The 25,288-nt window shown below is 73.5% G+C and carries 23 protein-coding genes and 1 pseudogene; 12 read left to right on the top strand and 12 right to left on the bottom strand.

The features are described from left to right. The 3 genes from BM048_RS16025 to BM048_RS16015 form a co-directional block, all read right to left on the bottom strand. Entirely contained in the window at positions 1-2,130 is a 2,130-nt protein-coding gene (locus BM048_RS16025) for an FAD-dependent oxidoreductase (RefSeq protein ID WP_090034592.1), read from the bottom strand. A 55-nt stretch (positions 2,131-2,185) separates the two neighbouring features. Then, positions 2,186-2,980: a 3-ketoacyl-ACP reductase gene (locus BM048_RS16020; RefSeq protein ID WP_090034589.1), complete on the bottom strand. Its 795-nt coding sequence runs from the start codon at positions 2,978-2,980 to the stop codon at positions 2,186-2,188. A gap of 163 nt (positions 2,981-3,143) precedes the next feature. After that, positions 3,144-3,731 carry a hypothetical protein gene (locus BM048_RS16015; RefSeq protein ID WP_139224505.1) on the bottom strand — a complete coding sequence of 196 codons (588 nt, stop codon included), beginning with the start codon at positions 3,729-3,731 and terminating at the stop codon, positions 3,144-3,146. 81 nt (positions 3,732-3,812) lie between these two features. Between BM048_RS16015 and BM048_RS18860 the strand changes: the two genes are divergently transcribed. Beyond that, positions 3,813-3,929 carry an NAD(P)H-dependent oxidoreductase gene (locus BM048_RS18860; protein ID WP_239078983.1) on the top strand — a complete coding sequence of 39 codons (117 nt, stop codon included), beginning with the start codon at positions 3,813-3,815 and terminating at the stop codon, positions 3,927-3,929. 18 nt (positions 3,930-3,947) lie between these two features. Beyond that, a pseudogene (locus BM048_RS16010) lies at positions 3,948-4,412 on the top strand (NAD(P)H-dependent oxidoreductase); the annotation flags it as partial. A gap of 18 nt (positions 4,413-4,430) precedes the next feature. Here the strand turns inward: BM048_RS16010 and BM048_RS16005 are convergent. The 6 genes from BM048_RS16005 to BM048_RS15980 form a co-directional block, all read right to left on the bottom strand. Continuing rightward, entirely contained in the window at positions 4,431-5,747 is a 1,317-nt protein-coding gene (locus tag BM048_RS16005; protein ID WP_275407352.1) for an MATE family efflux transporter, read from the bottom strand. Positions 5,748-5,800: 53 nt separating this feature from the next. After that, entirely contained in the window at positions 5,801-6,814 is a 1,014-nt protein-coding gene (locus BM048_RS16000; RefSeq protein WP_239078981.1) for a phosphotransferase family protein, read from the bottom strand. Position 6,815: 1 nt separating this feature from the next. Continuing rightward, positions 6,816-9,878 carry a beta-galactosidase, LacZ type gene (gene lacZ, locus BM048_RS15995; protein WP_090034585.1) on the bottom strand — a complete coding sequence of 1,021 codons (3,063 nt, stop codon included), beginning with the start codon at positions 9,876-9,878 and terminating at the stop codon, positions 6,816-6,818. Then, entirely contained in the window at positions 9,875-10,672 is a 798-nt protein-coding gene (locus BM048_RS15990; RefSeq protein ID WP_090034582.1) for a carbohydrate ABC transporter permease, read from the bottom strand. Before BM048_RS15990 ends, lacZ begins: the two co-directional genes overlap by 4 nt. A 4-nt stretch (positions 10,673-10,676) precedes the next feature. Beyond that, on the bottom strand, positions 10,677-11,651 hold the full coding sequence (locus BM048_RS15985; RefSeq protein WP_239078980.1) for a carbohydrate ABC transporter permease: 975 nt from the start codon (positions 11,649-11,651) through the stop codon (positions 10,677-10,679). Positions 11,652-11,751: 100 nt separating this feature from the next. Next, entirely contained in the window at positions 11,752-13,077 is a 1,326-nt protein-coding gene (locus BM048_RS15980; RefSeq protein ID WP_090034580.1) for an ABC transporter substrate-binding protein, read from the bottom strand. A 347-nt stretch (positions 13,078-13,424) separates the two neighbouring features. On the opposite strand from BM048_RS15980, the gene BM048_RS15975 reads away from it, so the two are divergent. Beyond that, complete coding sequence (locus BM048_RS15975) at positions 13,425-14,459, top strand: LacI family DNA-binding transcriptional regulator (protein WP_090034669.1); 1,035 nt, start codon at positions 13,425-13,427, stop codon at positions 14,457-14,459. A gap of 101 nt (positions 14,460-14,560) precedes the next feature. On the opposite strand, the gene BM048_RS15970 is transcribed toward BM048_RS15975, so the two are convergent. Continuing rightward, positions 14,561-14,803, bottom strand: coding sequence for a hypothetical protein (locus BM048_RS15970; RefSeq protein ID WP_090034576.1), 243 nt, complete (start codon positions 14,801-14,803; stop codon positions 14,561-14,563). Positions 14,804-14,893: 90 nt separating this feature from the next. Here BM048_RS15970 and BM048_RS15965 point away from each other — a divergent pair, with 90 nt between their 5' ends. Beyond that, positions 14,894-15,916, top strand: a complete 1,023-nt coding sequence (locus BM048_RS15965; protein ID WP_175499590.1) for an alpha/beta hydrolase fold domain-containing protein — start codon at positions 14,894-14,896, stop codon at positions 15,914-15,916. Positions 15,917-16,046: 130 nt separating this feature from the next. On the opposite strand, the gene BM048_RS15960 is transcribed toward BM048_RS15965, so the two are convergent. Continuing rightward, complete coding sequence (locus BM048_RS15960) at positions 16,047-17,114, bottom strand: alpha/beta hydrolase (RefSeq protein WP_090034571.1); 1,068 nt, start codon at positions 17,112-17,114, stop codon at positions 16,047-16,049. Positions 17,115-17,246: 132 nt separating this feature from the next. Between BM048_RS15960 and BM048_RS15955 the strand changes: the two genes are divergently transcribed. From BM048_RS15955 to BM048_RS15920, 8 genes are all read left to right on the top strand, one after another. Continuing rightward, a complete protein-coding gene (locus tag BM048_RS15955; RefSeq protein WP_239078979.1) occupies positions 17,247-18,371 on the top strand; it encodes a LacI family DNA-binding transcriptional regulator in 1,125 nt (374 codons plus the stop codon). Positions 18,372-18,378: 7 nt separating this feature from the next. Then, positions 18,379-18,588: a PxKF domain-containing protein gene (locus tag BM048_RS15950; protein WP_090034569.1), complete on the top strand. Its 210-nt coding sequence runs from the start codon at positions 18,379-18,381 to the stop codon at positions 18,586-18,588. Positions 18,589-18,707: 119 nt separating this feature from the next. Next, positions 18,708-21,329, top strand: a complete 2,622-nt coding sequence (gene clpB / locus BM048_RS15945) for an ATP-dependent chaperone ClpB (RefSeq protein ID WP_090034567.1) — start codon at positions 18,708-18,710, stop codon at positions 21,327-21,329. Positions 21,330-21,396: 67 nt separating this feature from the next. Then, on the top strand, positions 21,397-22,056 hold the full coding sequence (locus BM048_RS15940) for a UdgX family uracil-DNA binding protein (RefSeq protein WP_090034566.1): 660 nt from the start codon (positions 21,397-21,399) through the stop codon (positions 22,054-22,056). 201 nt (positions 22,057-22,257) lie between these two features. Beyond that, positions 22,258-22,857, top strand: coding sequence for a recombinase family protein (locus BM048_RS15935; RefSeq protein ID WP_090034563.1), 600 nt, complete (start codon positions 22,258-22,260; stop codon positions 22,855-22,857). Beyond that, the gene (locus BM048_RS15930) at positions 22,854-23,504 is read left to right on the top strand and encodes a hypothetical protein (protein WP_139224504.1); all 651 of its coding nucleotides are present in this window, start codon (positions 22,854-22,856) and stop codon (positions 23,502-23,504) included. The genes BM048_RS15935 and BM048_RS15930 overlap by 4 nt, the downstream gene beginning before the upstream one ends. A gap of 265 nt (positions 23,505-23,769) precedes the next feature. After that, complete coding sequence (gene cmtR, locus BM048_RS15925) at positions 23,770-24,129, top strand: Cd(II)/Pb(II)-sensing metalloregulatory transcriptional regulator CmtR (RefSeq protein ID WP_090034559.1); 360 nt, start codon at positions 23,770-23,772, stop codon at positions 24,127-24,129. Further along, positions 24,126-24,725, top strand: a complete 600-nt coding sequence (locus tag BM048_RS15920; protein ID WP_013115601.1) for a cadmium resistance transporter — start codon at positions 24,126-24,128, stop codon at positions 24,723-24,725. The genes cmtR and BM048_RS15920 overlap by 4 nt, the downstream gene beginning before the upstream one ends. A 268-nt stretch (positions 24,726-24,993) precedes the next feature. On the opposite strand, the gene BM048_RS15915 is transcribed toward BM048_RS15920, so the two are convergent. Continuing rightward, a partial coding sequence (locus BM048_RS15915) for a transposase (RefSeq protein WP_175499589.1) occupies positions 24,994-25,288 on the bottom strand: 295 nt, incomplete at its 5' end.

Here is a 25,288-nt window from a genome sequence, read left to right as displayed (position 1 = left end):
TCAGACGACGTTGCCGTGCTCGCGGAACTCGCGCCAGACGTTCTCGAAGAAGTCGTCGTCCTGAGGGATCGGCCGCCGCGGGCGCCAGCGGAAGACCGGTGAGCCGGCGGCGTCGTCGTCGGCGCGCTCCTCGACCGGCGCCCAGTCGACGAGCACGGCGTCGGCGGACACCGGCGGCTTGCCGCCCGCGGGCACCCAGGCCGTCTCCTGCACCTCGTCGTCGAGCGACCCCCGGTCGAGGCGGAACCGGAAGACCTCCGGGAGGTCCAGCTCGGCGTCCGCCGTCGGCCCGTAGCCGACGTGCGGCAGGTCGCCCTCGGGGTCGGTGTAGAGCACCGACCCGCGCGAGCGCCCGCCGTGGGCGACGTAGTCGGCCATCGCCGACAGGTACACATAGGCGCTGGTGAGGATGTCGCGCACGAGGAACGTGCGGTTCACGGCCCGGCGCGACCCCGCGTCGGCGGTGACGAGGTCCTCGTACCGCGACAGCCAGTCGTGCACCTGCACGAGCGCCTCGTGGATCGAGGCAGCCGAGCGCACCGGCCCGGCCTTGGCGCTCATGAGCACCTGCACGTCGCGCAGCAGGTCGCCGGTGTTGTCCGGCACGCCCGCGGCGGCGCGGGCCGTGGCGCGCCCGACGAGGTCCAGCGCGCCGTCCAGCACGGGTGCGGCGGCCGCCGCGAAGGCGGCCTCGTCGAGCGGGGCGTCCGCGCGGCGCGCGGCGACGAACTGCGCCGCGCGCGTGGCTCCGACCTGGCCGCTGTTGAGCGCGGCGCCGCCGGGCCGGTAGACGCCGTGCGCACCGCCGGCCTCGCCCACGGGGAAGAACCCCGCGACGTTGGACTGCCACCACGCGTCGACGACGAGGCCGCCGTTGTTGTGCTGCGCGCAGACGTCCACCTCGAGCATCTGCGTCTCGAGGTCCACGTACGGGTTCTTGTCCAGGTAGAACTGGTACGCGGGCTCGTTCATGCGGCGCAGGCGCTCGATGGGCGTGCCGAAGAGGACGCCGGCGCGGTCGAGGTACTCGTACGCCTCGGGGCTCAGCGCCGACGGGTCGAACGCGTCCTGCACCGGGTTGCGTCGGAAGTCGAGGAAGACGCGTCGCCCGCGCAGCGTCGTCTCGCGGTAGACCAGCAGGTCGATGAGCGAGGAGCCGTCGAGTGCCTTCCGGATGTCGAACGGCCACTGGTAGCCCTTGAGGAACACCAGCGACATGAGGCGGCCGTAGTCGCCGATGGCCTCCGTGACGAACTCGCGCTCGTCGCCGCCGTCGGCGTCGGTGGACACGAAGCGCGGGATGACCTGCATGTACGTGCCGGACACGTTCCAGCGCGGCTTCGTCGAGGCGAGGCCGAACTGCCACTCGGTGAGGTTCTTGCCGTGGATCCCGGCCCGGTACGCGGCGCCCGAGGCGCCCCACTGGCCGTTCGGGAAGACGCGCGTGGCGTACATGCCGGCGGGCCCGCCGGTGGCGTAGACGAGGTTCGTGCAGCGGAAGAGCAGGAACGGGCTCTGCTCCCCGTCGTGCGGGACGTCCGTGCGCAGGACCAGCAGGCCCGCGACCGCGGTGCCGCCGTCCTGGGTGGGGCGCGTGACGACGTCGACGACGCGGCACTCGTCGAAGATCCGGGTGCCGTTGCGGTGCACCTTCTTCTCGAGCTGCTCCACCATGCTGCGGCTGGTGTAGGGGCCGACGGAGGTGGCGCGGCGGCGCGGGTCGTGGTCGGTCTTGTAGCCGATGAACTCGCCGTAGCGGTTCTGCGGGAAGGGGACGCCGAGGTCGCACAGGTGCAGGAACCCGCGGGCGGACAGCGCCGCCTCGGCCAGCGCGTTGTCCCCGTCCATCGCGCCGCCGGCGAAGAGGGTGTCGGCCATCTCGCGCACGGAGTCGCCGTCGCCACCGGACAGCGTGAGCTTGTAGTACGTCTGCTTGTCCGAACCGGCGTTGCGGCTGGCGCCGGCGTTCACCTTGTCGGCGACCATGACGACGTCGTCCTGGCCGAACTCCCAGAGGCGGTCGGCGGCGCAGAAGCCGGCCGAGCCCGTCCCGACGACGACGGTGTTGGCCGTCACGACGGGCACGTCGTGCGTGCCGATGCGGACCGTCTCCGGCTCGTGCGTGCTCATGCGGGCCTCCTCGGCGCCGGTCGTGCGGGTGGCGGGCCCCTCGTCGGGCCCGCCGTCAGAGCGTGGGGATGTGCATGCCGCCGTCGACGTGGAAGACCTCGCCCGTCGAGTACGGCGTCTGCCCGGAGGCCAGGATCGCGACGGCGCCGGCGACGTCCGAGGGCCGGCCCCACCGGGCGATGGGCACGGACCCGCCGGCGAAGACCGCGTCGTACTTCTCGGTGACGCCGGCGGTCATGTCGGTGGCGATGACGCCGGGGCGGACCTCGTAGACGACGACGCCCTCGGGTGCCAGGCGCGCGGCCCAGAGCTGTGTCGCCATGCCGACGCCGGCCTTGGAGATGCAGTAGTCGCCGCGGTTGACCGAGACCGTGGTGGCGGAGATCGACGAGACGTTGACGACCGTCGCCACCGGGCCGGCGGGCGGCTCGGGCAGGGCCGAGAGCGGACCGCGCAGGCGGATGACCTCCTGCGCGAACCGCTGCGTGAGGAAGTAGGGACCGCGCAGGTTGATGCCGAGCACGCGGTCGAAGCTCTCGGTGCCGGCCTCGAGGATGTCCGCGCGCACGCTCGGTGCGACACCGGCGTTGTTGACGAGGAGGTCCAGCCGCCCCCAGGCGTCGACGGCGTCCTGCACGTACCGCTCGTGGTCGACCGGCTCCGCGACCGATCCCTGGACGTAGCGCACCCGGGCCTCGTCGCCCGCCAGCTCCCGCAGCTCGCCCAGCACGTCCTCGGGGGCGGGCCGCGTGGCCAGGATGGAGACGGCCCAGCCGTCCTGCAGCAGGCGGCGGGTGATCCCCAGCCCGATCCCGCGGTTGCCGCCCGTCACCAGGGCCGTTGCCGGCATCGTCGCCCTCTTCCGTCGTGCTGCGCCACGCACGTGGTGGCGCCGTCGTCGAGGGCGAGCATGGCACGCGGGAGCGGCGGAGGCAAGCGCTTTCCGCAAAATCGCCACCTCTGCCGGGGCAGGAACGACCAGTGACGACCCAGCGGCCGCACCTGTCCGACGGTCAGCGCGCGTCCGCCCGCGAGCCCGCGTCCCACGGCACGGCCGGGGACCACCGGGCGGCCGGCCGCCAGAGCGTCCCGAGCAGCGCGGGCACGACACCCTTGCCCGCGTCCTCGCGGACGCCGCCGTCCGCCGTGGTGACGCGGTAGTGCCGGACGCCGGGGGCGACCCCGACCTCGACCCGTCCGGCGACGACCGCCTCGACGACGTCGGCCAGCACGCCCGCCGCGCGCTCGTCGCGCGGGAGCTCCCACCCGGCCGCCTCCCCGACCCCGACGACGACCTGCTCGGGGGTCTGCACCCACCAGACCGGCACCGACCCCTCGCGGTGGGGCTCCAGCGACCAGCCCTCGACGTCGTCGGCCGGTGGGAGGGCCTCGACGGTCGCGAGCGCGGCGAGCCGGGTGCGGAGGCGCTCGGACTCGGCACGCACCGCTCGGGTGACGGCGTCGTCGGGCAGACGCTCCGCGGGGGCGGGCAGTGCCAGGTCCCCGGCACCGGCACCGGCACCGGCACCGGCACCGGCACCGCCCTGGTGCGCGCGCAGGGCGACGACGAGGAGGTCGGTCGCGGCGACGGACCCGGGCACCACCCCGCCCCGACGTCGGAGCGGGACGAGTCGTCGTGGGGGTGACGCGCGGTGGGCGCGGAGCCCGGCAGGATCGTCGCCGTGCGCACGCTGATCGTCACCGCCCACCCGGACCCGGCCTCGCTGACCCACCACGTGGCGGCACGGCTCGCGGAGCACCTCGGCCCGGCGGGGACCGCGACGGCACACCTGGCGTAGGAGGGCTTCGACCCGCGGTTCCGCCTCGAGGACCGGCACGCCTACCTCGGGCGGTCGCGGCCCGCGGCCGACGTCCTCGCCGAGCAGCGACGGGTCGACGAGGCGGAGCACCTGGTCCTCGTCTTCCCCGTGTACTGGTGGTCGCTGCCCGCGCTGCTCAAGGGCTGGGTCGACCGGGTGTTCGTCGCGGGCTGGGCCTTCGACCTCGACGCCGACGGGCGCGTCGTGCCGCGCCTGCAGCGCCTGACCGTGCACCTGGTGCCCCTGTCGGGGACCTCCGCGAGGTCCTTCGCACGGCACGGCTACGACGCGGCGTACCGGACGCAGGTCGAGGCGGGTGTCGTCGGGTACTGCGGCGCGCGGCGGGGCGTCACCGCGTTCGTCCACGACAGCGAGGACGGCGACCGCGACGCGGTGGCGGCGTCGGTCGGGTCGGCCGTGGGCGAGGTCGCCGAGGCGATCACCGGGGCCGTTCCACGGTAGGACGTCTCCGCTGAGCCGTCAGGACGCCGCCCGGGACGTGCGCGATCGTGTCCGGGCGGCCCGCCGAGCCGGTCCCGCGAGCCGGAGCACCGCCGCGGCGCAGACGGCCGACAGCACCTCCGCGACCGCGAGCGCGGGCAGGACCGCGCGTGTCCCGTGCGGGGCGGCGACGAGCACGGCAGGGATCCGCACGGCCACGAGCGTCCCGAGCGTGAGCACGTAGGAGGGACGGGGGCGCCCCACGGCCTGGCAGCAGGCGGCCACGACGGGCACCAGCCCGGAGACCGCGACGCCGACCGCCAGGACCCGCAGCGCGCGGGTCCCCGCCGCGGCGACGTCGGTCCCCGCGGTGAAGACGCCGACGAGTGCGGGCGCCGCCAGGGCGACGACGACCGCGGCCGCGCAGCCGTACCCGGTCGTCGCGACGACCGCGATCCGCCGCGCCGCCGCCACGCGCGCGTGCAGCCCCCGGCCGGCGTTGTACCCGAGCACCGGTGCGAGCCCCTGCGCGATGCCGAGGAACGGCATCGTCACGAAGGCCACGACCCGGGCCGCCAGCGCGTACCCCGCGAGGTCCGCGGGGTCGTCGGCGCGCGCCAGCGCCGCGTTGACCAGCACGGCCACGACGGTCGTGCCCGCCCCGGCGAGGAACGCCGGCGCCCCGAGGGACAGGACCGCGCCCACGGTCCTGCCGTCGGGCAGCAGGTCGCGCGGCCGGATCCGGTAGGGCCGGTCCCGCTGCCCGACGAAGAACCACGCGCTCATGGCGGCGGACACCAGCTGACCGCCGACGGTGCCGAGCGCGGCGCCGCGCACACCGAGGTCGAGCACGAGGACGAGCAGCGGATCCAGCGCGATCTGCACGAGGACGGGGACGAGCCACACCGCCGTCGCGTACCGCAGCCGTCCCTCGGCGCGGATCAGGGCCGAGAACCCGGTGGCGACGAGCGACCCGGCGAGGAGGACGGCCGCGTAGGCGCGGGCGTCGTCGCGCAGGGCGGGGGGCGTGCTCAGCAGGGTCAGCAGGGGCTCGAGCAGCACGAGCCCCAGGACGGACACCGTCAGCGCGCCCACCGTCCACACGGCGACCGCCCCACCCGCGGCCCGTGCGGCGCCCGTCGGGTCCCCTGCCCCGAGCGACCGCGAGACCAGGGACGCGCCACCCGTGCCGGCCGTCGTCGCCAGGGCGCCGAGGACCAGGAGGACGGGCGTGACGAGGGTGACCGCCGCGACCGCCTGCGGACCCACCCCCACGGCGACGAACCACGCGCTCGTCAGCCCGTAGACGCCGTAGACGGCGACGGCGCCGGTGGTCTGGCTGCACGCGTGCCACAGCAGCCGGCCGACCGGCCGTGTGCCCAGCTCGGCCGTGGGGTCCCGTGCGGTGGTCAGGGGCGCCCGTCGCGCAGGGCGGCGACGACCTCGGCCAGCCGCGCCCGCGCCCAGTCGTACTGCGTCGGGTCCGTGTGCCCGCGGTAGACGGTCTCGACGACCATCACGAGGAGCAGGTGCAGCGAGTACAGCTGCCGCCGGCGCAGCTCGGTGTCGGTGAGGACGCCGGGGTGGCCGTACCCGCGCAGGAACGCCGCCGGGTCCCCGAGCTCGGGTGTCGTGATCCCGCAGAAGCCCGCCTCGACGAGCGGATCGCCGTAGAACGCCCGCTCGTGGTCGATGACCGCCACGACCTCGCCGTCGTGGACCATGACGTTCGGGGGCCACAGGTCCCACTCGACCAGGCGGGGCTCCGTCACCTCCTCGAGGGTGCCGCCGTGCGCGCGCAGGAGGGCCCGGACCTCGTCCGGCTCGACGCCGGTGTCCACCGCGCGCCGCTCCCCGTCGCGCAGCACGTCCTCGACGAGCCGCGTGAAGGTCGCACGCCAGGTGCGCTCGCCGGGCCCGGCGAGCGGGCCGAACCAGGGGCCGCGCACCTCGTTGATGCGTCGCGTCAGGTCACCGCGCACGGCGTCGAGCCGGTCGAGCTCGGCGGGCAGCAGGGTCGTGGACAGCTCGCCCAGGTCCTCGCCCTCGACGAGCGCCATGGTGAACCAGTCCGCGTCCACCAGGTCGTGCGTCGTGTCGACGTGGTGCACCTCGGGCACCGGCACCTCCGTGCGCTCGCGCAGCAGCGCGATCGTCGCGAGCTCGATGCCCATGGCACCCCGCTCGTAGGTCATCACCTCGACGTCGGCGGGTGGGGCGATCTTGGCGACCACCTCCCGGCCGTCGCGCAGCCGCAGGCGGTAGGCGACGTTGAACCAGCCGTGGCCGAGCTCGGACCACCACCCCTCGTCGCCGTCCCGCTCGTCGGGCACCTGGTCCGGCCCGTAGGCCCGCGCGAGCATCGCTCGCAGCGTCGCGGGCGTCTGCCGGTTCTTCGTGATGCTCGCGGTGACGGGCAGCACCTCACACCCCCCGGAACGCGAAGCGGAACGTGAGCTCCTGACCGCGGGGGAGCAGGAACTCCGGGTGGGTGCGGGCGCCCCAGGAGTTGTCGCCGCCGACGCCGCGGCGCATGAGCGCCGGCCGCAGCACGGTGCGGTGGACCGGGGGCAGCTCGTTCGGGTGGGTCGCGCTCTCGATCTCGTCCGGCGTCCAGGGCAGGACCGACAGCTCCATGCCGCCGGTCGGGCCGGGGTCCCCGACGTGCTCGAGCCGGATCCCCGTGCCCGCGTCGTCGGTGACCTCCGCCCACCGCACGCCTGTGCGGCTGCCCGCCTCCTGCGGCCGCAGGTACGGCGTGAGCGCCGTCCGGACGTCCCGGGTGTGCACGTCCAGCCGGGCGCCGGCGCGGCGGTCGACGTAGCACTCCTCGGGGCCCTCGCCGTACCAGCGCAGGTGGTGCAGCGCGGGGTCGGTGGTGAGCAGCATGCCGAGCTCGGGCATGTCGGGCAGGCCCTCGCCCGGCCGCACGACCTGCGTGACCTCGACGCGGCCCGTGCCGTCGACCCGGTAGGTGACGTCGCACGTGCTCGTCGGCGCGGTCGGCAGGAGGTAGCGGAAGGTGAGCGCCACGCCCCCCTCGTCGGGCACGACCTCCGGCTGCGGGACGTCGGGCACGAGGCGCGGGTAGCGGCCGGCCAGCAGCCACTGGCCGTCCTCCGCCGGCCCGCCCCAGCCGCGCTCGTTGGACGTGGGGGCGTGCCAGAAGCTCGGCCTCGGCACGGAGGCGACGAGCTCGCGGCCGCCGCCGGTCGCCGTGCCGGGGCCGTAGCGGTAGGAGAGCAGGCCGCCGTGGAGGCGCGAGAACAGCGCGCTGAAGCCGGGGCCGTGCACGCCGACGTTGTGGATGCCGTCGACGACCTCGGGGGCGGGCGCGGCGCCGGTCACGCGGGCCCGCTCGGGCGCGGTCACCTGCGGCACGACGACGACCGCCTGCTCGTGCGCGACCTCGTGGCCCGCCGGCGCCCACCGCGTCGCCTCCCGGAGCCGGAACGAGGCGTCGACGGTGTACTCGCCCGGCTCGTCCGGCAGCGCCAGCGGCAGCGGGACGGTGCCCGTCGTGCCGGGCGCGACGGCGGTCTCCAGCGGCTGCTCGTCGAGCACCACGCCCTCCCGCGCCAGCGTGACGACGCACGCGTGGGCCGACGAGGGCGTCACCAGGTGCCGGTTCTCCACCCGCAGCGCGGGCCGGCCGCCCTCGTCGACGAGCGCGACCCGGTAGGGCTGGTAGAGGTACCGGACCTCCTGGACGAAGGGCTTCGGGGTGTGGTCGGCGAAGAGGAGGCCGTTGCCGGAGAAGTCCGCATCGTGCGGCACGTCGCCGAAGTCGCCCCCGTAGCCGAAGAACGGGACGCCGTGCCGGTCCGTCAGCGGAAGCGCCTGGTCCGCGAGGTCCCAGATGAAGCCGCCCTGGAACAGCGGGTCGCGGTAGGCCAGGTCGAGGTACCTCCCGACGGCACCGAAGGAGTTGCCCATGGCGTGCGCGTACTCGCACAGGATGACGGGCCTGTCACGGTGGTCGGCCAGGAACGCCTCGACCTCGGCGGCCGGCGTGTACATGGTGCTGACGACGTCGGTCGTCGACGGGTACCGCGGGTCCCAGTGCACGCCCTCGTAGTGGACCGGGCGGTCGTCGACGGACCGGAACCAGTCCGCCACCGCGAGGACGTCCGTCCCGCCGTAGGACTCGTTGCCGCAGGACCACATGACGACGCTGGGGTGGTTCTTGTCCCGTTCGAGCATGGCGGCGGCGCGCGCGAGCAGGGTGGGCAGCCACTCGGGCCGGTCCCCGGGGAGGGCCTCCTCGGGCGGCAGGCCCCGGCGCAGGAGCCGGTCCCACATGGCGTGCGACTCGAGGTTCATCTCGTCGACCACGTAGAGCCCGTACTCGTCGCACAGGTCGTAGAAGAAGCCGTTGTTCGGGTAGTGGCTGGTCCGCACCGCGTTGATGCCGACCCGCTTCATGAACCGGAGGTCGGCCTCGGTCTCCTCGCGCGTGACGACCCGGCCGCGGAGCCCGAACTCGTGCCGGTTGACGCCCGTGAGCACCAGCCGGCGCCCGTTGATCCGCAGGACGCCGTCCTCGATGCCGAACCGGCGGACGCCCACGCGCAGGGGCACGTGCTCCGTCACGGCCCCGGCGGCGTCCCGGACCTCCAGGTGCAGGTCGTACAGGTACGGGTCCTCGGCGCTCCACAGCCGGGGGTCCGTCACCTCGACGACGAGGTCGCCGTCGCCGTGGACCGCCAGCGGCCCGACGCCGTCGAGCACGGCCGTCACGGACCCCTCGCCGGTCAGCCGGACGCGGACGCGGACCGTCGCGCGGTCCAGCCCGTCCGCCACCCGGGTCGTCACCCGCACGTCCTCGGCGTGCACGGCCGGCCGGCGGCGCAGCACCACGTCGCGGAAGAGGCCGGAGAACCGGAAGAAGTCCTGGTCCTCGATCCACGAGCCGGCCGTCCACGTGACGACGCGCGCGGCCAGCGTGTTCTCGCCGTCGACGAGGGCGTCGGTGACGTCGAACTCCGAGGGCGTGAAGGTGTCGGTGCCGTAGCCGACCCAGGTGCCGTTGACCCAGACCAGGACGGCGCTCTCGGCGCCCTCGAACACGACGCTCACGCGCTCGCCCGGTGCGAGCGGACGGTCGAGGGTGAAGGTGCGCACGTAGGTGGCCACGGGGTTGCTGCGGCGGGGCGCCCGGCCCGGCTCGAGCGTCTCGTGGCCGTCCCACGGGTACTGCACGTTGACGTACTGCGGCCGGTGGTGGCCCTGGAGCTGCAGGTGGCCGGGGACCTCGATCTCGTCCCACCCGCTGCGGTCGGTCCCGGGCTGCTCGCAGCCCGGCACGACGGCGTCGGGGTTCTCGGCCACCTGCACGCGCCAGGTGCCGCTGAGTCGCTGCTCGAAGCTGCTGACCCCGCCCGCCGCCTCCCGCGCCGACGCGAACCAGCGGTGGTCCGCGTGCGGCGGGAGGCGGTTCTCGGCGACGCAGGTCGGGTCGTCGATGCGGGCGAGGTCCGGCGTCACTTGATGGCCCCCGTGATGCCCTCGGCGAAGCTCTTCTGCAGCGCGAGGAAGACGACCATGGCGGGCAGCGACGCGATGAGGACCGCGAGCATGAGCATCCCGTAGTCCGTGACGTAGCCGGCCTGGATGTTCGTGAGGAGCATCGGCAGGGTCTGCACGTCGTTGTTGACCAGGACGACCTTCGGCCACAGGAAGTTGTTCCACGCGGTCATGAAGGTGATGACGGCGGCGGCCGCGAACGTCGGCCTCATCGTGGGCAGGTAGATGCGCAGGAAGATCTGCAGCTCCTTGAGGCCGTCGATCCGGGCCGCCTCGATGACCTCGTGCGGGAAGGACCGCGAGGCCTGCCGGAACAGCAGGACGAGGAACGGCGTGGAGATCGCGGGGAGCACCACGGCGATCCAGCTGTTGACCAGCCCGAGGTCGGCGAACATCCGGAACAGCGGGATCATCGTCGCCGCGAACGGGATCATGATCGCCAGCAGCAGCAGCGCCATGAACCGGTCCTTGGCCTTGGTGTGGAACACCTCGAAGCCGTACCCCGCGATCGAGGTCACCGCGAGGGCCAGGACGGTCGTGCCGACGGCGATGATCGCCGAGTACCACAACGCCGTGCCGAGCGGCTGCGCCCCCACCAGGGTCTGGAAGTTCTCCAGCAGGTGCGTGCCGGGGAGCAGCTTGGAGGCCAGGACCTCGTTGCTGGTGTTCGTGGCCGAGACGACCATGAAGTACAGGGGGAACACGCTGGCGACCGCTGCGAACGCCAGGAAGACGTACCCCGGCACCTTCTGCATGGACCTAGTCACGCTTGTCACCGACCTTGAGCTGCACCACCGCGAGGGCCGCGACGATGATGAGGATCACGTAGGAGATGGCCGAGGCGTAGCCGAAGTTGGGGCTGTTGCGGAACGACACCTGGTACAGGTAGTGCGAGATCGTCATCGACGTGTTCGCGGGACCGCCGGCGGTCAGCGCGTAGGACTCGTCGAAGAGCTGCAGCGTGCCGTTCGTGGACATGATCGCGGTGAGCAGGATCATGGGCTTCAGCTGCGGCACCGTCACGTACCAGAAGGCCTTGGCGGAGCTGGCGCCGTCGATCTTCGCCGCCTCGATGGTCGAGCGGTCGATCGTCTGCAGCGCGGCCAGGTAGAAGATCATGTTGTAGCCCGTCCAGCGCCACAGCAGGCCGAGGACGAGGACGAACCGGGCGGTCCCGGTCTGGCCGAGCCAGTTGACCGGCGAGTCGAGGATGCCGACGCCCACGAGCAGGTCGTTGACGAGGCCGTCGTTGGCGAACATCGTCCGGAAGACCAGCGCGTAGGACACGAGACCGACCGCGCTCGGCAGGAAGATGGCCGTGCGCCACATGCTCTTGAACCGCAGGTTCGGGTTGTTCAGGAGGTTCGCCAGGACCAGCGCCATGATGAGCATGAGCGGGACCTGGATGACCAGGTAGATGAACGTGTTCTGCAGGGTGAGCCTGAAGGTCTCGTCCTCGAGCAGCCGCTGGTAGTTCGACCACAGCGGCTCGGCGAAGCTGAGCCGCGTGCCGCGGCCGGTCTGCAGCGACAGGATCGCCGCCTGGATCATCGGCCAGAAGCTCAGCCAGAGGATGAGCAGCGACGCGGGGAGCAGGAAGGCCCAACCCGTCAGGCTCTTGCGGCGCTCGAGCCGCGAGAGCTTCGGGCGGGGCGGCAGGGGAGCAGCGACGGTGCCGGTGACGGGGGCGTCTTCCGGTACCGGCCTCCGGGCCGTTGCGGTCGGACGAGCCACGGCGGACCCACCTCTCAGGGGTACGGGGTGCGGGGGTCGGGCGAACAGGGGTCCGCGCGGCGGGCGGCTGGTGCGTGCCGGGCCCGCCGCGCGGGGAGGGTCAGCCGCCCATCGCGAACTCGACGGTCGACTGCGCCTCGGCGAGCGCGGCCTCCGGGTCGGTGCCGTTCATGATGTTCGTGATGGCGACGCTGACCGCGTCACGCCCCTCGTAGTAGTAGGCGCCGGTGTTGTTGCTGGGCACCTCCTCCGCGTAGCCGACGACCTTGCTGTAGATGGCGTCGCCGCCGAAGAACTCCTGGGGCTCGCTGTAGACGTCGCTCTCGCTGGCGGGGATCCAGTTCGCCAGCGCACCCGCGCCGGGGAGGATCGTGTCGTAGAACTCCGACGAGCCCGCGAACGTCGTCGCCAGGAAGTCCTGGGCGAGCTCGACGTCCGCGTTGGAGCTGATGGCCCACGAGGAGCCGCCGTTGGCGGTGTAGTTCGTCGCGCCGTCGACGCCGTCGAGCGAGGGCACGTTCGTGATGGCCCACTTGCCGGCCTGGTCCTCGGCGCTCTGGATCGAGCCGAGGATCCAGACACCGTTCACCGTCGCCGCGACGGTGCTGTTGACGAGGGTGTTGATGTACTCGTCCCAGGTGTTGACCTCGACGAGGACGCCGCTCTCCACGAGCCGCTGGTAGGTGTCGATGGCGGCGGTGAGCGCCTCGTTGTCGACGATCGTCGGGTTGCCCTCCTCGTCGAAGAGGCTCGCACCGGCGCTCTGCAGCATCATCACGGGCAGGTCGGCGGAGCCTGCCTGCCCGGACAGGAGCGGTTGACCCGTCTTCGCCAGCACGTCCTCACCCAGGGTGATGAACTCGTCCCAGGTGATGTCGGTGAAGTCGTCGACGGTGTACCCCGCCTGCTCCAGCACGTCCGTGCGCAGGGCCGTGACGGCGGTGCCGTTGTCGAAGGGCACGCCGTAGTGGACGTCGTCGACCGTCGAGTACGCCACGACGGACTCGGGGAACTCCGAGAAGTCGACGTCGCTGCCCTCGAGGTCGCTGAACAGGTCGGGGTAGTTGAGCACGTTCTTCTGGAACGCGTTGTTCTGCATGAGGAAGATGTCGGGCAGCTCGCCCGTCTGCTGGGACTGCGCGAGCGTGGTCAGACGCGTCTGCACGTCCTCCCAGGGAACCTCCTGGATGTCGAGCGTGAAGTCCGGGTTCTCCTGCTGGTAGACCTTCTCGGCCTCCTCCAACGCGTAGATGTTGAACGCCGGGTCCCAGGCCCACACCGTCAGGGTGTTGTCGCCCTCGGCGCCGCCACCGCCGCCACCGCCGCCGCCGGAGCCCCCGTCCGAGCCGCCGCTGCAGGCGACCAGGGCGAGCCCGAGGGGCAGGACCGCCCCCAGGGCGACGAGCTTGCGTGCTGAAGTCCTCATCGGAACGCCGTCTCCTTCTGCTGTGCGTCGCGTCGTCGCGTGTCACACGGGGTGACCGAGGGCCGGCTGCGCGCCGACCTGGTCCCGCCCGCCGGCGGTGGAGGACCGCCCTGCGGCGCCCGGCGGGCATGCCGGGCCCCTGCCCGTGGACATCGCTGTCCACGGACGTATGACCTGCTCCTGACGTCGTCGTCCTGAATGGTGACGTGAACATAGCAGCGCCGGACCGGCCCGGCGCAAGGCCCTGCATCACGCTCGGATAACGATGCGGCGGGTCTCGCCCGGACGGGCGGGGCGTCGATGGTGACGTCCCGATCGACGGCTGCCGGCGGTCTAGCATGCCCGCCATGGGCACACCGACGACGGCGCGGCGGAGGACGGGCGGCCCCTCCATCGAGGACGTCGCGCGCCTGGCCGGGGTGTCCGCGCAAACCGTGTCCCGGGTCGCCAACGGCGCGACGGTCGTGCGGCCCGTGACGCGGGACCGGGTGCTCGAGGCGATGGCGCAGCTGGGGTACTCGCCCAACCGGGTCGCCCGGGCCCTGCGCAGCGGCCGGTTCGGCACGATCGGCCTGCTGGCCCAGTCCTTCGACCGCACCGGTGAGGCGCGCGTGACGGAGGCCGTGCTCGAGGCGGCGGAGGTCGAGGACTACTCCGTGACCCTGCTGCACGTGCGCACCACCGGTGCGGCGGAGTGGACCCACGCCGCGCAGCAGCTCTCGCACCGCGCGATCGACGGCCTCGTCATCATCCGCGCCGAGCACGACACGCCGGAGACGCTCGCGCTGCCGCCCGGGCTGCCGGTCGTCGCCTCCTACTCCCGGCTCGTCGGGCACTACCCGGCCGTGGCCGCCGACCAGGTGCAGGGCACCCGGGACGCGGTCGGGCACCTGCTGGCGCTCGGCCACCGGACCGTCCACCACGTCTCCGGCCCGGCCAGCTCCGAGCCGGCGATGGTCCGCGCCGCGGCCTGGCGGCGCCGGCTCGAGGAGGAGGGCGTGCGTGCGCCGCGCCCGTACCCCGGCGACTGGACGCCCCGCTCGGGCTACGCGGCCGGCCTCGAGATGGCTGACGACCCGGAGGTCACGGCGGTGTTCTGCGCCAACGACGAGACCGCGTTCGGCGTGCTGCGCGCGCTGCACGAGCGCGGCCGGCGCGTGCCGCAGGACGTGTCCGTCGTCGGTTTCGACGGGATCGCCCTGGCCGAGTACTCCTCGCCGCCGCTGACCACGGTCGCGCAGGACTTCCACCGCAGCGGCCGCGAGCTCGTCGCGCTCCTGCTGCGGCAGATGCGGACGTCGGAGCCACCGGACCTCGAGCCCGTCATGATCCCCACGCAGCTCGTCGTGCGCGCGAGCACGGGACCGCCGTCGTCCCGCTAGGCGCCGGCTCCTGCCAGCCGGTCGTCGCCGTCGCGGGGTCGTCACCCTGCACGAGGCTGACGACGGCCTCCTCGCCGGGTCCCGCGGGGGGCGAGCCGCCGTCAGTTGGCGCCCGGGCCCTCCCCGGTCGAGCTGTGGAGCCCGAGGTCGAGCGTCGTCCCCGCGGCCTCCCACAGCAGGATCTGCTCGACGTCGCCGCGGTCCGACAGCTCGTGGCCCGGGCCGTAGAGGTACCGCCCGCCGGTGACCGGGACCGGCGTCGGCGCCGGCTCGCCGACGTGGCCGTCCGGCACGTCGGCCTGCTCGTCGTGCAGCGGACCACCCTCGTAGCGCTTCATCGGCATGCGCCCAGCATCACGAGGTGCGCGGCCCGGCGCATCCGCTGGCATGCTGCGACCGGTCGGCGCGTGCCGACGGGCGACGAGGAGGTGCGCGTGACGGCAGCGGACGGGCAGGGCGAGCGGCCGACGGTGGGCGACCTCGTCGCGGTGCGCGAGGGTCCCGGCGCCGGCCTGGTCGTCGACCCCGTCCTCGCGGAGCGGCTGCCGCTGCTCACGGGGATCGGCGGGCGCGGTCCCGTGAGCCACACGGTCGACGAGCTGGCGCGCCTCGAGGCCTACCACGCGCCCGTCGAGGGCTACCGACCGCCGGCCGCGGACGTGCAGGACCTGCGCGTGCCGGGGCCGCACGGCGACGTGCCCGTGCGCGTCTACCGCCCTGCGGGCGGCGGGCCCGCCACCCGCGGGCTCGTCTGGCTGCACGGCGGTGGGTTCGGGGCCGGCACGCTCGACTGGCCGGAGGGCGACGTCGTGGCCCGCGAGGTGGGCGCGGCGGCCGGCGCCGTCGTGGTGTCCGTGGACTACCGGCTCGCCACCGCGAACGTGCACTTCCCCGTGCCGCACGACGACGTGCGGGCCGCCTGGGCGTGGGCGGTCGGGGAGGACGGGCCGGGCGCGTCGCTGCCGTGGGCGCTCGGCGGTGCCAGCGCCGGGGGCAACCTCGCCCTCGGCGTCGCCCAGCGGCTGCGCGACGAGCGCGGGTCGGTCCCGGCGGCCCTGCTGCTCGCCTACCCGTGGCTGCACCACGAGCTGCCGGCCGCCACCCCGGACCTCGCGGAGCGGCTGGCGCGCCTGCCCGACCCGCTGCGCATCACGCGCGAGGGCTGCCGGGCGATGAACGCCGCCTACCTGGGGCCGCACGCGCCCGACGAGCCCTACGCGACGCCCGCGCTCGGGCGGCTCGACCGGCTCCCGCCGACGCTGGTGCTGCTCAGCGAGCTGGACGACCTGCGCCCCTCGGGGGAGCTCGTCGCCGACGAGATCGCGGACGCGGGCGGCGAGGTCGCCGTCGTCGTCGAGCACGGCGCCCCGCACGGCCACCTCAACGTCGCGGGACTGCCGACGGCCGTCCGCTCGAACCGGACGATGGCCGAGCACCTCCTGCGCTGGACGTCCTGACCGACCCCTCGGACCTCCGCCCTACCGCGGCGTGCGGCGGTAGCGCGCCACGGACAGGGGCACGAAGACGGCGTGGGATCGGCTGCGGTCCCGCGGGACGGTGCCCGTGCGGGACGACGCGATCCTCCCGTCAGCGGTGGGCCGGCGTCGAGGGGTCCGTGCCCGACGAGGGGTGCGCCGGCGCGTGCGTCCTCAGGAACGCGAGGACCTCGGCGAGGTAGACGTCGCGGGCCGGGACCGCTGACAGCGCGAGGTCGTGCGCGCCACCGGGCACCTCGACGAGGCGGACGTCCCGCCCGAGCCGGGGAGCCCGCGCGCGTATGTCGGCGGGGTCGAGCACGCAGTCGGCGCTCAGCAGCCCCTCGTGCCACCGGTCGCCACGGCCCGCCGCGTCGGAGGTGAGGACCAGCACGGGTACGTCGACGTCCAGCCCCCGGGCCACCCGCCGCTGCCCGTCGCGCACGGCCCGGACGAACCCGGCGTGCACGGGGAACCCGGCGAACGGCTTCCAGGCCTGCTCGAAGGTCCACTCCCCGCCGCCCTCCGCGTGCAGCGCCCGCGCGTAGTGGGGCCCGAGGTGGGACACGACGGCGTCCGGCGCCACCCGCCCGATCGCGGAGGCGAGCGGCCCCACGGCGTGCTTCGTCAGCCACCCGCCCCGCAGGTCGAGCCAGGGGCTGTTGAGCACGAGGCCGTCGACGAGCCCGAGCCCGCGCCGGGCGTCCGCCCACAGCGCGGTCACCAGCCCCCCGGTCGAGTGCCCGAGCAGCACCACCGAGGCGTAGCGGCGGCGCAGGCGGCGCACCGCGAGGTCGATCTCCTCCGCGTGCGCGCCCAGGCCCGACGTCGTGGTCGGCGGGCGGCCCGGGCGGATGGAGCGACCGTGGTCGCGCAGGTCGAGGGCGTGCAGGTCGTAGCCGTGCTCGCCGAGGAACGCGCCGACGTGGGCGTGGAAGAAGTAGTCGGTGAACCCGTGCACGTACAGCACGGCCACCGCGCGGGGGTGCTCGTCGGACCCGGCGGGGGAGACGAGGGTGGCCACGGGCGCCGGCGCGCCGCGCCGGGCGAGGGCGTCGGGCCGCAGGGCCAGGGTGCGCGCCACCCACTGCTGCCCCAGCACGTCCTCGACCGGATGCTCGTCGGCGACCTCCGTGGCCCCGCCCGTCGGCAACCCTGCCGTCCTCTGCGTCCCGCTCATGCCCGGATGCTGCCACCCTTCCTCCGGAGCGCGGCACCTGTTAGCGTTCACAACGCCGTGGTTCCCTCGGGGGCGGCGGGGCAGGGGCTTCCGAGGAGAGAACCGAGTGTGACACGACACCCGACGGGGGGCGTGGCCGACGACGTCGCGGCCCCGTCGAGCACCGCCGCACCACGTCAGGGCCGGGCGCCGGACCGCAGCACCAATCGCAGCACGGACCGCAGCACGGACCGGCCGCCGGCGATGAGCGACGTCGCGCAGGCTGCCGGCGTCTCCCACCAGACGGTGTCGCGCGTGCTCAACGAGCACCCGAACGTCCGGCCCGAGACGCGCCGTCGCGTCCAGGAGGCCATCGAGGAGCTCGGCTACCGCCGCAACACCGCCGCGCGCGCCCTGGTGACCCGCCGGACGGGCGCCATCGGCGTCATCACGGAGGACTCACCCCTCTACGGCCCGACGATGACCCTCATCGCGCTGGAGAACGCGGCCCGCAACCAGGGGCTGTACGTGTCGGTCGCCACGGCCACGCGGTGGGACGTCGCGACCGTGCGCGGCTCCCTCGAGCACTACCTGGACCAGGGCGTCGACGGCGTGGTCGTCATCGCCTCGCACGACGAGGCCGTGCGCGCGGTCCAGGGCTACCGCAGCCGGGTCCCGGTGGTCATGGTGGGGCCCTCGGAGCTGGACGGCGACGTGCACACGGTGGCCGTGAACCAGTACGCCGGCGCCCGCCTGGCGACGCGCCACCTGCTCGAGCTCGGGCACCGGGACGTCGTGCACGTCGCCGGGCCGTCGGTGTGGCTCGACGCCCGGTCCCGCACGCGCGGCTGGCGCGACGCGATGCTGCAGGCGGGACTGCAGCCGCGGGAGCCGCTGGTGGGGGACTGGACCGCGTCGACCGGGTTCCGGCTGGCGAAGGACCTGTTGGCCCGCTCCCGCGCCTCCGACGACCCGGCCGACCGGCTGCCGACGGCCGTCTTCGCCGCCAACGACCAGCTCGCCCTCGGGGTGCTGCACGCCTTCGCCGAGGCGGGCGTCAAGGTGCCGCAGGACGTCTCCGTCGTCGGCTTCGACGACGTCGAGGGCTCGGCGCACTTCTTCCCGCCGCTGACCACGGTGACGCCGGACTTCGTCGCGCTCGGTCGCGTGTGCCTGGAGCAGATGGTGTCCGCGATGGCCGGCTCGCCGCCGTCGTCGCTGCTCGTGGGGTCGTCGTTGACGGTGCGGTCGAGCGTGGGTCCGCCGCGCCGGACGTGACCGGGATGTGACGGCGACGCGCGTCGGCTGCACGAGCGGCTCCGCCGAGGACGCCGTGGAGACGACGGCCGCGGGCGGGACGTCCCTGCGGTACGACGCCACCGCCGGGCGGTTCGTCTACAACTGGAAGACGCCGGCCCAGGCGGGCCAGTGCCTGGAGGTCACCGTCGGCACGCGTGACGGGTCGAACCTCACGGCCCTGTTCCGGCTGACCTGACAGGAGCCACGGACGGGCCTCCGGACCGGGTGCGCACGGGGTTGAGCGGAATACACTCAACTCTGCTCGGGTTGCGATCGACAGCATCCCGACCAGCACACCGACCGGAGGTCCGTCCCGTGGACGTCAAGTACACGACCAAGTCCCAGGAGGCCCTCGGCGACGCCATCTCCCAGGCGTCGGCCGCGGGCAACCCGCAGCTCGAGCCCGCGCACCTCGCCAACGCCCTGCTCGCGCAGGAGGGCGGGGTCGCGCTCGCGCTGCTCGACGCCGTCGGCGCCGACCGGCAGGCCCTCGGCCGCGCCGTGCGCGCGACCCTCGTCAACCTGCCGCACGCCTCCGGCGACGCCGTGGCCCGGCCGACCCCGAGCCGCACGCTGTCCGCGGCGATCGAGGCGGCGTCGGCCGAGGCGCGGACGCTCGGCGACGACTACGTCTCCACCGAGCACCTGCTCCTCGGCCTGGCCGCCGGCCAGAGCGGCGTCGCCGACGCGCTGCGCGCCCAGGGCGCCACGCGGGAGGCGCTCGCGGCCGCGCTGCCGTCCGTGCGCGGCACCGGCCGTGTCACGAGCCCGAACCCCGAGGGCACCTTCAAGGCGCTCGAGCAGTACGGCGTCGACCTCACCCAGCGCGCCCGCGACGGCAAGCTGGACCCGGTCATCGGCCGCGACGCCGAGATCCGCCGCGTCGTTCAGGTGCTGTCGCGCCGGACGAAGAACAACCCCGTCCTCATCGGCGAGCCCGGCGTCGGCAAGACCGCCGTCGTCGAGGGCCTGGCCCAGCGCATGGTCGCGGGCGACGTCCCGGAGTCCCTGCGCGGCAAGCGCCTCGTCTCCCTCGACCTGGCCGCGATGGTCGCCGGCGCGAAGTACCGCGGCGAGTTCGAGGAGCGCCTCAAGGCCGTCCTGTCGGAGATCACGTCCTACGAGGGCGAGGTCGTCACGTTCATCGACGAGCTGCATACGGTCGTCGGCGCAGGTGCCGGCTCCGAGGGCTCGATGGACGCGGGCAACATGCTCAAGCCCATGCTGGCCCGCGGCGAGCTGCGCCTCGTCGGCGCCACGACGCTCGACGAGTACCGCGAGCGCATCGAGAAGGACCCGGCCCTCGAGCGCCGGTTCCAGCAGGTCTTCGTCGGCGAGCCCTCCGTGGAGGACACCGTCGCGATCCTGCGCGGCCTCAAGGAGCGGTACGAGGCGCACCACAAGGTGACCATCGCCGACTCCGCGCTCGTGGCCGCCGCGGCCCTGTCCGACCGGTACATCACCGGCCGGCAGCTGCCCGACAAGGCCATCGACCTCGTCGACGAGGCCGCGTCCCGCCTGCGCATGGAGCTGGACTCGTCGCCGGTCGAGATCGACGAGCTGCAGCGCGCCGTCACCCGGCTGGAGATGGAGGAGGTCGTGCTCTCCGAGGCCGACGACCCCGCCTCCGCCGACCGTCTCGAGCGGCTGCGCGCCGACCTGGCGGACCGCCGCGAGGAGCTGGCCGGGCTGACGGCCCGGTGGGAGCGCGAGAAGGCGGGCCACAACCTCGTCGGCGACCTGCGCGTGCGGCTCGACGCCCTGCGCGCCGACGCCGAGCGGGCCCAGCGCGAGGGCGACCTCGCCGCGGCCGGCCGGATCATGTACGGCGAGATCCCCGACGTGGAGCGCCAGATCGACGAGGCCGAGCGCCGGGAGGCCGAGACCGGCGCCGCCGCCCCCGCGGGCGAGGCGCCGATGATCGCCGAGAAGGTCGGGCCGGACGAGGTCGCCGAGGTCGTCGCGATGTGGACCGGCATCCCCGCCGGGCGCCTGCTCGAGGGGGAGACCGCGAAGCTGCTGCGCATGGAGGAGGAGCTGGGCCGCCGGCTCATCGGGCAGCGTGCGGCCGTCGCGGCGGTGTCCGACGCGGTCCGCCGTGCCCGGGCCGGCATCTCCGACCCCGACCGTCCCACGGGCTCGTTCCTCTTCCTCGGCCCCACGGGTGTCGGCAAGACGGAGCTGGCCAAGTCCCTGGCGGACTTCCTCTTCGACGACGAGCGCGCCATGGTCCGCATCGACATGTCGGAGTACGCGGAGAAGCACTCGACGGCCCGCCTCGTCGGGGCGCCTCCCGGGTACGTCGGCTACGAGGAGGGCGGCCAGCTCACGGAGGCGGTCCGGCGGCGTCCGTACTCCGTCGTGCTGCTCGACGAGGTCGAGAAGGCCCACCCCGAGGTCTTCGACATCCTCCTGCAGGTGCTCGACGACGGGCGGCTCACGGACGGGCAGGGGCGGACGGTCGACTTCCGCAACGCCATCCTCATCCTCACGTCCAACCTCGGGTCGGCGTTCCTCGTCGACCCGACGACGAGCGAGGAGGCCAAGCGCGAGGCCGTCATGACGGCCGTGCGTGCGGCGTTCAAGCCCGAGTTCCTCAACCGGCTCGACGAGGTCGTCCTCTTCGACCCGCTGTCGCTGGACGAGATCGGGTCGATCGTCGACCTGCAGGTCGCGTCCCTGGCCCGCCGCCTCGCGGACCGGCGGCTCACGCTCGACGTGACGCCGGCGGCGCGCGAGTGGCTGGCCCTCGAGGGCTACGACCCGGCTTACGGTGCGCGGCCGCTGCGCCGGCTCGTGCAGAAGCAGGTGGGGGACCAGCTCGCGCGCCGGCTGCTGGCGGGCGAGGTGCACGACGGCGACACGGTCCGCGTCGACCGCGCGGATTTGTCCGGCGGCCTGACGGTCGAGGCCGTCACCCCGGCGACCACCGGCTGAGGCGTACCGCAGCCCGGTCCGGGCGGCCCCGCGTGCGGGCCGTCCGGGCCGGCCGGAGCCTGGGGGCATGGCGACGACGGGACGGGTCCAGCGGCCGGGTGCGCAGGAGTGGGTGCCGCCCGCGGCCGACGTCGACGACCTGCGGGCGGCCGCACCCGCCTGCCGCGGCTGCGAGCTGTGGGAGCCGGCGACCCAGGTCGTCTTCTCGGCCGGGCCGTCCGACGCACGCCTCGTCCTCGTCGGCGAGCAGCCGGGCGACCGGGAGGACCGCGAGGGCGAGCCCTTCGTCGGCCCGGCCGGGCGGGTGCTATCCGACGCCCTGGTGAGCGCCGGCATCCCGCGCGGCGACGTCTACGTGACGAACGCGGTCAAGCACTTCCGCTTCGAGGAGCGTGGCCCGCGCCGCCTGCACAAGAGCCCCGCGGTGACGCACATCCGCGCCTGCCTGCCGTGGCTGTCGGCGGAGCTGGCGGTCGTGCGCCCGCAGGTGGTCGTGTGCCTCGGCGTCACCGCGGCCAAGGCGGTGGTGGGTGAGGCGGCGACGCTGGGCGCGCTGCGCGGCCGGATCCTGGGCGACGACGAGGTCGGCACGGGCCTCGGCGCCGGCCGCCGGGTGCTCATCACGGCGCACCCGTCGTCCATCCTGCGCCTGCAGGACCCGGCCGAGCGCCGCGCCGCGACCGGCGCCCTCGTCGAGGACCTCTGCATTGCCGCCGCTGAGGCGTGACTCGCGCCCTACCAGGGAGGGCTGGCGGAGGTGCCGGGGGCGCTTCAAGGCCAAGCTCCCCTTCGCGTTCGCCCGGTATCCATCGATTGCGGACGCCTTGCCGACCAACCGCGACACGCCCTTGACTGCGCGTCCGAAACCCCCGTCCGAAACTTGATGCGTCCGCAACGCCGCGGAGGACGTTTTCGATACGTTTGAGGCATGGCTCACCTGCTGGGGTACGCGCGCGTCTCGACGACCGCGCAGGACGTGTCGCTGCAGCGCGATGCTCTGGCCGCGGCCGGCTGCGCGCGGATCTGGGTCGACGTCGCCTCGGGCTCGCGCGACGACCGCACCGAGCTCGCCGGGGTCCTCGCGGCGCTGCTGCCCGGGGACACGCTTGTGGTGTGGCGGCTGGACCGGCTGGGCCGCTCGCTGCGGCACCTGATCGACGTCGTGGTCGACCTCGAGGCGCGCGGGGTGGGCTTCCGCTCGCTCACCGAGTCGATCGACACCACCACCCCGGGCGGCCGCCTGACGTTCCACCTGTTCGGCGCCTTGGCCGAGTTTGAGCGCCAGCTGATCCGGGACCGCACCGTCGCTGGCCTGGAGGCCGCTCGCGCCCGAGGTCGCGTCGGAGGACGCCCGACCCGCATGCCGCCCGGCCGGATCGAGGAGGCCCGGCGCATGCGCGCCGAGGGGCGCACGATCACCGAGATCGCCTCAGTCCTCGGGGTCGGGCGAGCGACGATCTACCGCCATCTCGACGACGAGCACGCGACGACAGGCTCGACGCGCACCGTAGGGGAGAGGACGTCATGAGCACCGAGCCGCACGGCGACGGGCAACCTGCCGTGCCCGACGACGACCGGACGCAAGGTGCGCAACCAAGGAGAGCGCGTTCACGACGCTGGGTAGGGATCGTCGCCTACCTGGTGGCAGTCCTAGCCGTGACGGCCGTGGCGACCGCGATCAAGGTCGCGTTCGGCGATCCGTTGGTCGACGCGTTCCTCAGCACGCTCATCCCGGCTCTGGGAGTCGTCGCGTTCTTGCCGCTGAGCGAGGCGTTGCGCCGGCGGCTGCAGCGGCGCCGCATTCGTCGCGGCTTCCTTGAGGTGGTCGTGCGCGACCGGGCACGTCTGAACCGCGGTATAAAACCTCGATGGCAGACCGTCAACGCCCGGCCCGAGCCAGGGCGTCTGGTGTTGAGCTCGGCGGGTTCCGCCACCCTGCCCGGCGGCCCGTTGACGCTGCCCGTGACGCAGGTGCGCGACACGGGCCGTGACACCGGCATACGAGACTGGAACCTATGGCCCGAGACCCGCATCGTGGCGGTAGACGTGCCGGCGGGTGTGATCGAGCTCGGCGTCGGTGTCGAACATCTGCCGTGGCTCCTCGCGGCCCTCGGCCTGGAGGAGCGGCATCCGCGGCTGGACGCAGCGCGCACCGCTGAGACCGAGACGGACTAGCGCGACGAGCAATCCGGCCTGGAGTGAACGACGCAGCGCCAGTGGGCGATGCGCCGGCGCCGACGCGCGTCACCGAGTGGCCTCCCGCCGACGGGTCTCAGAAGTTGGTTCAGTAGCGGCGGCGGCCTGCCGATGTTCCGGACTGACTTGTGAGACGCGGTCAGTCGAAGCGATCGGACGACGTGGCGTCTCACCGCCGGGCCGTCGCAGAACCTTCGTTTGCGGCACAGGCTGCCGGTTCAGTCAGTGCTGTATAGTTCAGCACATGCTGAGCATTGCTACTCGCCTGGACGTGATGAACCGGTTGGGCCGGGCAATGGCCGACCCAACACGGTCACGGCTCCTGATGGCGTTGTTGGAGCGGCCCGCCTATCCGGCAGAGCTGGCACGCGACCTCGGGCTGACGCGCTCGAACGTGTCGAACCATCTGGCTTGCCTGCGCGACTGCGGCATCGTGGTCGCCGAGCCCGAGGGCCGCCAGACACGTTACGAGATCGCCGACCCGCACCTGGCACGGGCGCTCAACGCACTGGTCGAGGTCACCCTCGCCGTGAACGAGAACGCTCCCTGCATCGATCCTGCCTGCCCTGTTCCCGGGTGCGCCAACGCGGAGCCTGACGCGTGATCGTTTCCTCGGTCCTGCAGGCGATCGGCCTGTTCGTTGCCACCAACATCGACGACATCATCGTGCTCTCGCTGTTCTTCGCCCGGGGCGCAGGGCAACGCGGGACGACGGCCCGGATCACCGCAGGCCAGTACCTCGGGTTCGCCGGCATCCTGGGCACCGCCGTGCTCGTGTCACTGGGCGCGGGAGCATTCCTTCCTGAAGAAGCCATCCCCTACTTCGGGCTCATCCCCCTGGCCCTAGGCCTGTGGGCCGCATGGCGGGCCTGGCGCGGGAGCGACGACGATGACGATGACGCCAAGGTTGAGGGCAAGAACGTCGGCGTCTTGACCGTCGCCGCGGTCACCTTCGCCAACGGAGGAGACAACATCGGCGTCTACGTCCCGGTCTTCCTCAACGTGGGACCTGTAGCCGTGGTCGCCTACTGTGTCGTCTTCCTCCTGCTCGTCGCGATCCTCGTCATGCTGGCCAAGTTCATCGCCACGCGCCGACCGATCGCCGAAGTCCTCGAACGCTGGGAACACGTGCTGTTCCCGATCGTTCTGATCGGCCTGGGCATCGTCATCCTCGTCAGCGGCGGAGCCTTCGGCCTCTGACGCCCTGCCCCGGCCCATGACGCATCTCGGTTGAGAGACTGCACGCACGGAGCGAAGAGCTCCGAGGAGAGGCATGGTGGATAGCCGCGCCGGTGTTGCCATCGCGTGGCCGCGCTGGCAGATCTCGCGGTAGACCCGCGATCACCCCCTGGTTGTCGGCGCCAGCTGACCCGACCGCCACAGAACACCGACAAGGCCCCGCCACCTGAACGCCAAGAGGTCAAGTCCTGGGTAGTGGTGTAGCGGTTCGGCGTGATCCTGGTGTTGTTCAGGCGGTCAGGGCCAGGGTGTTGTCGGTGGTGTTGATCTGCGGGTTCGGGTCGGGGAGGGCCTGGAGGCGGGCCTTGGCCAGGACGTCGAGGGCGAAGTAGCGGCGGCCTTCGGCCCATTCGTCGTGCTGTTCGGCTAGGACGGCGCCGACGAGCCGGGTGACGGCGTTGCGGTCGGGGAAGATGCCGACGACGTCGGTGCGGCGGCGGATCTCGCGGTTGAGCCGCTCGTTGGGGTTGTTGGACCAGATCTGGCGCCAGATCTCCTTGGGGAACGCGGTGAACGCCAGCACG

The sequence above is a fragment of the Cellulomonas marina genome (assembly GCF_900111925.1).
Taxonomy (GTDB): Bacteria; Actinomycetota; Actinomycetes; order Actinomycetales; family Cellulomonadaceae; genus Cellulomonas; species Cellulomonas marina.
Note: the sequence above shows the minus strand (reverse complement) of the source record. Positions and strands in the feature narration are given on the sequence as shown.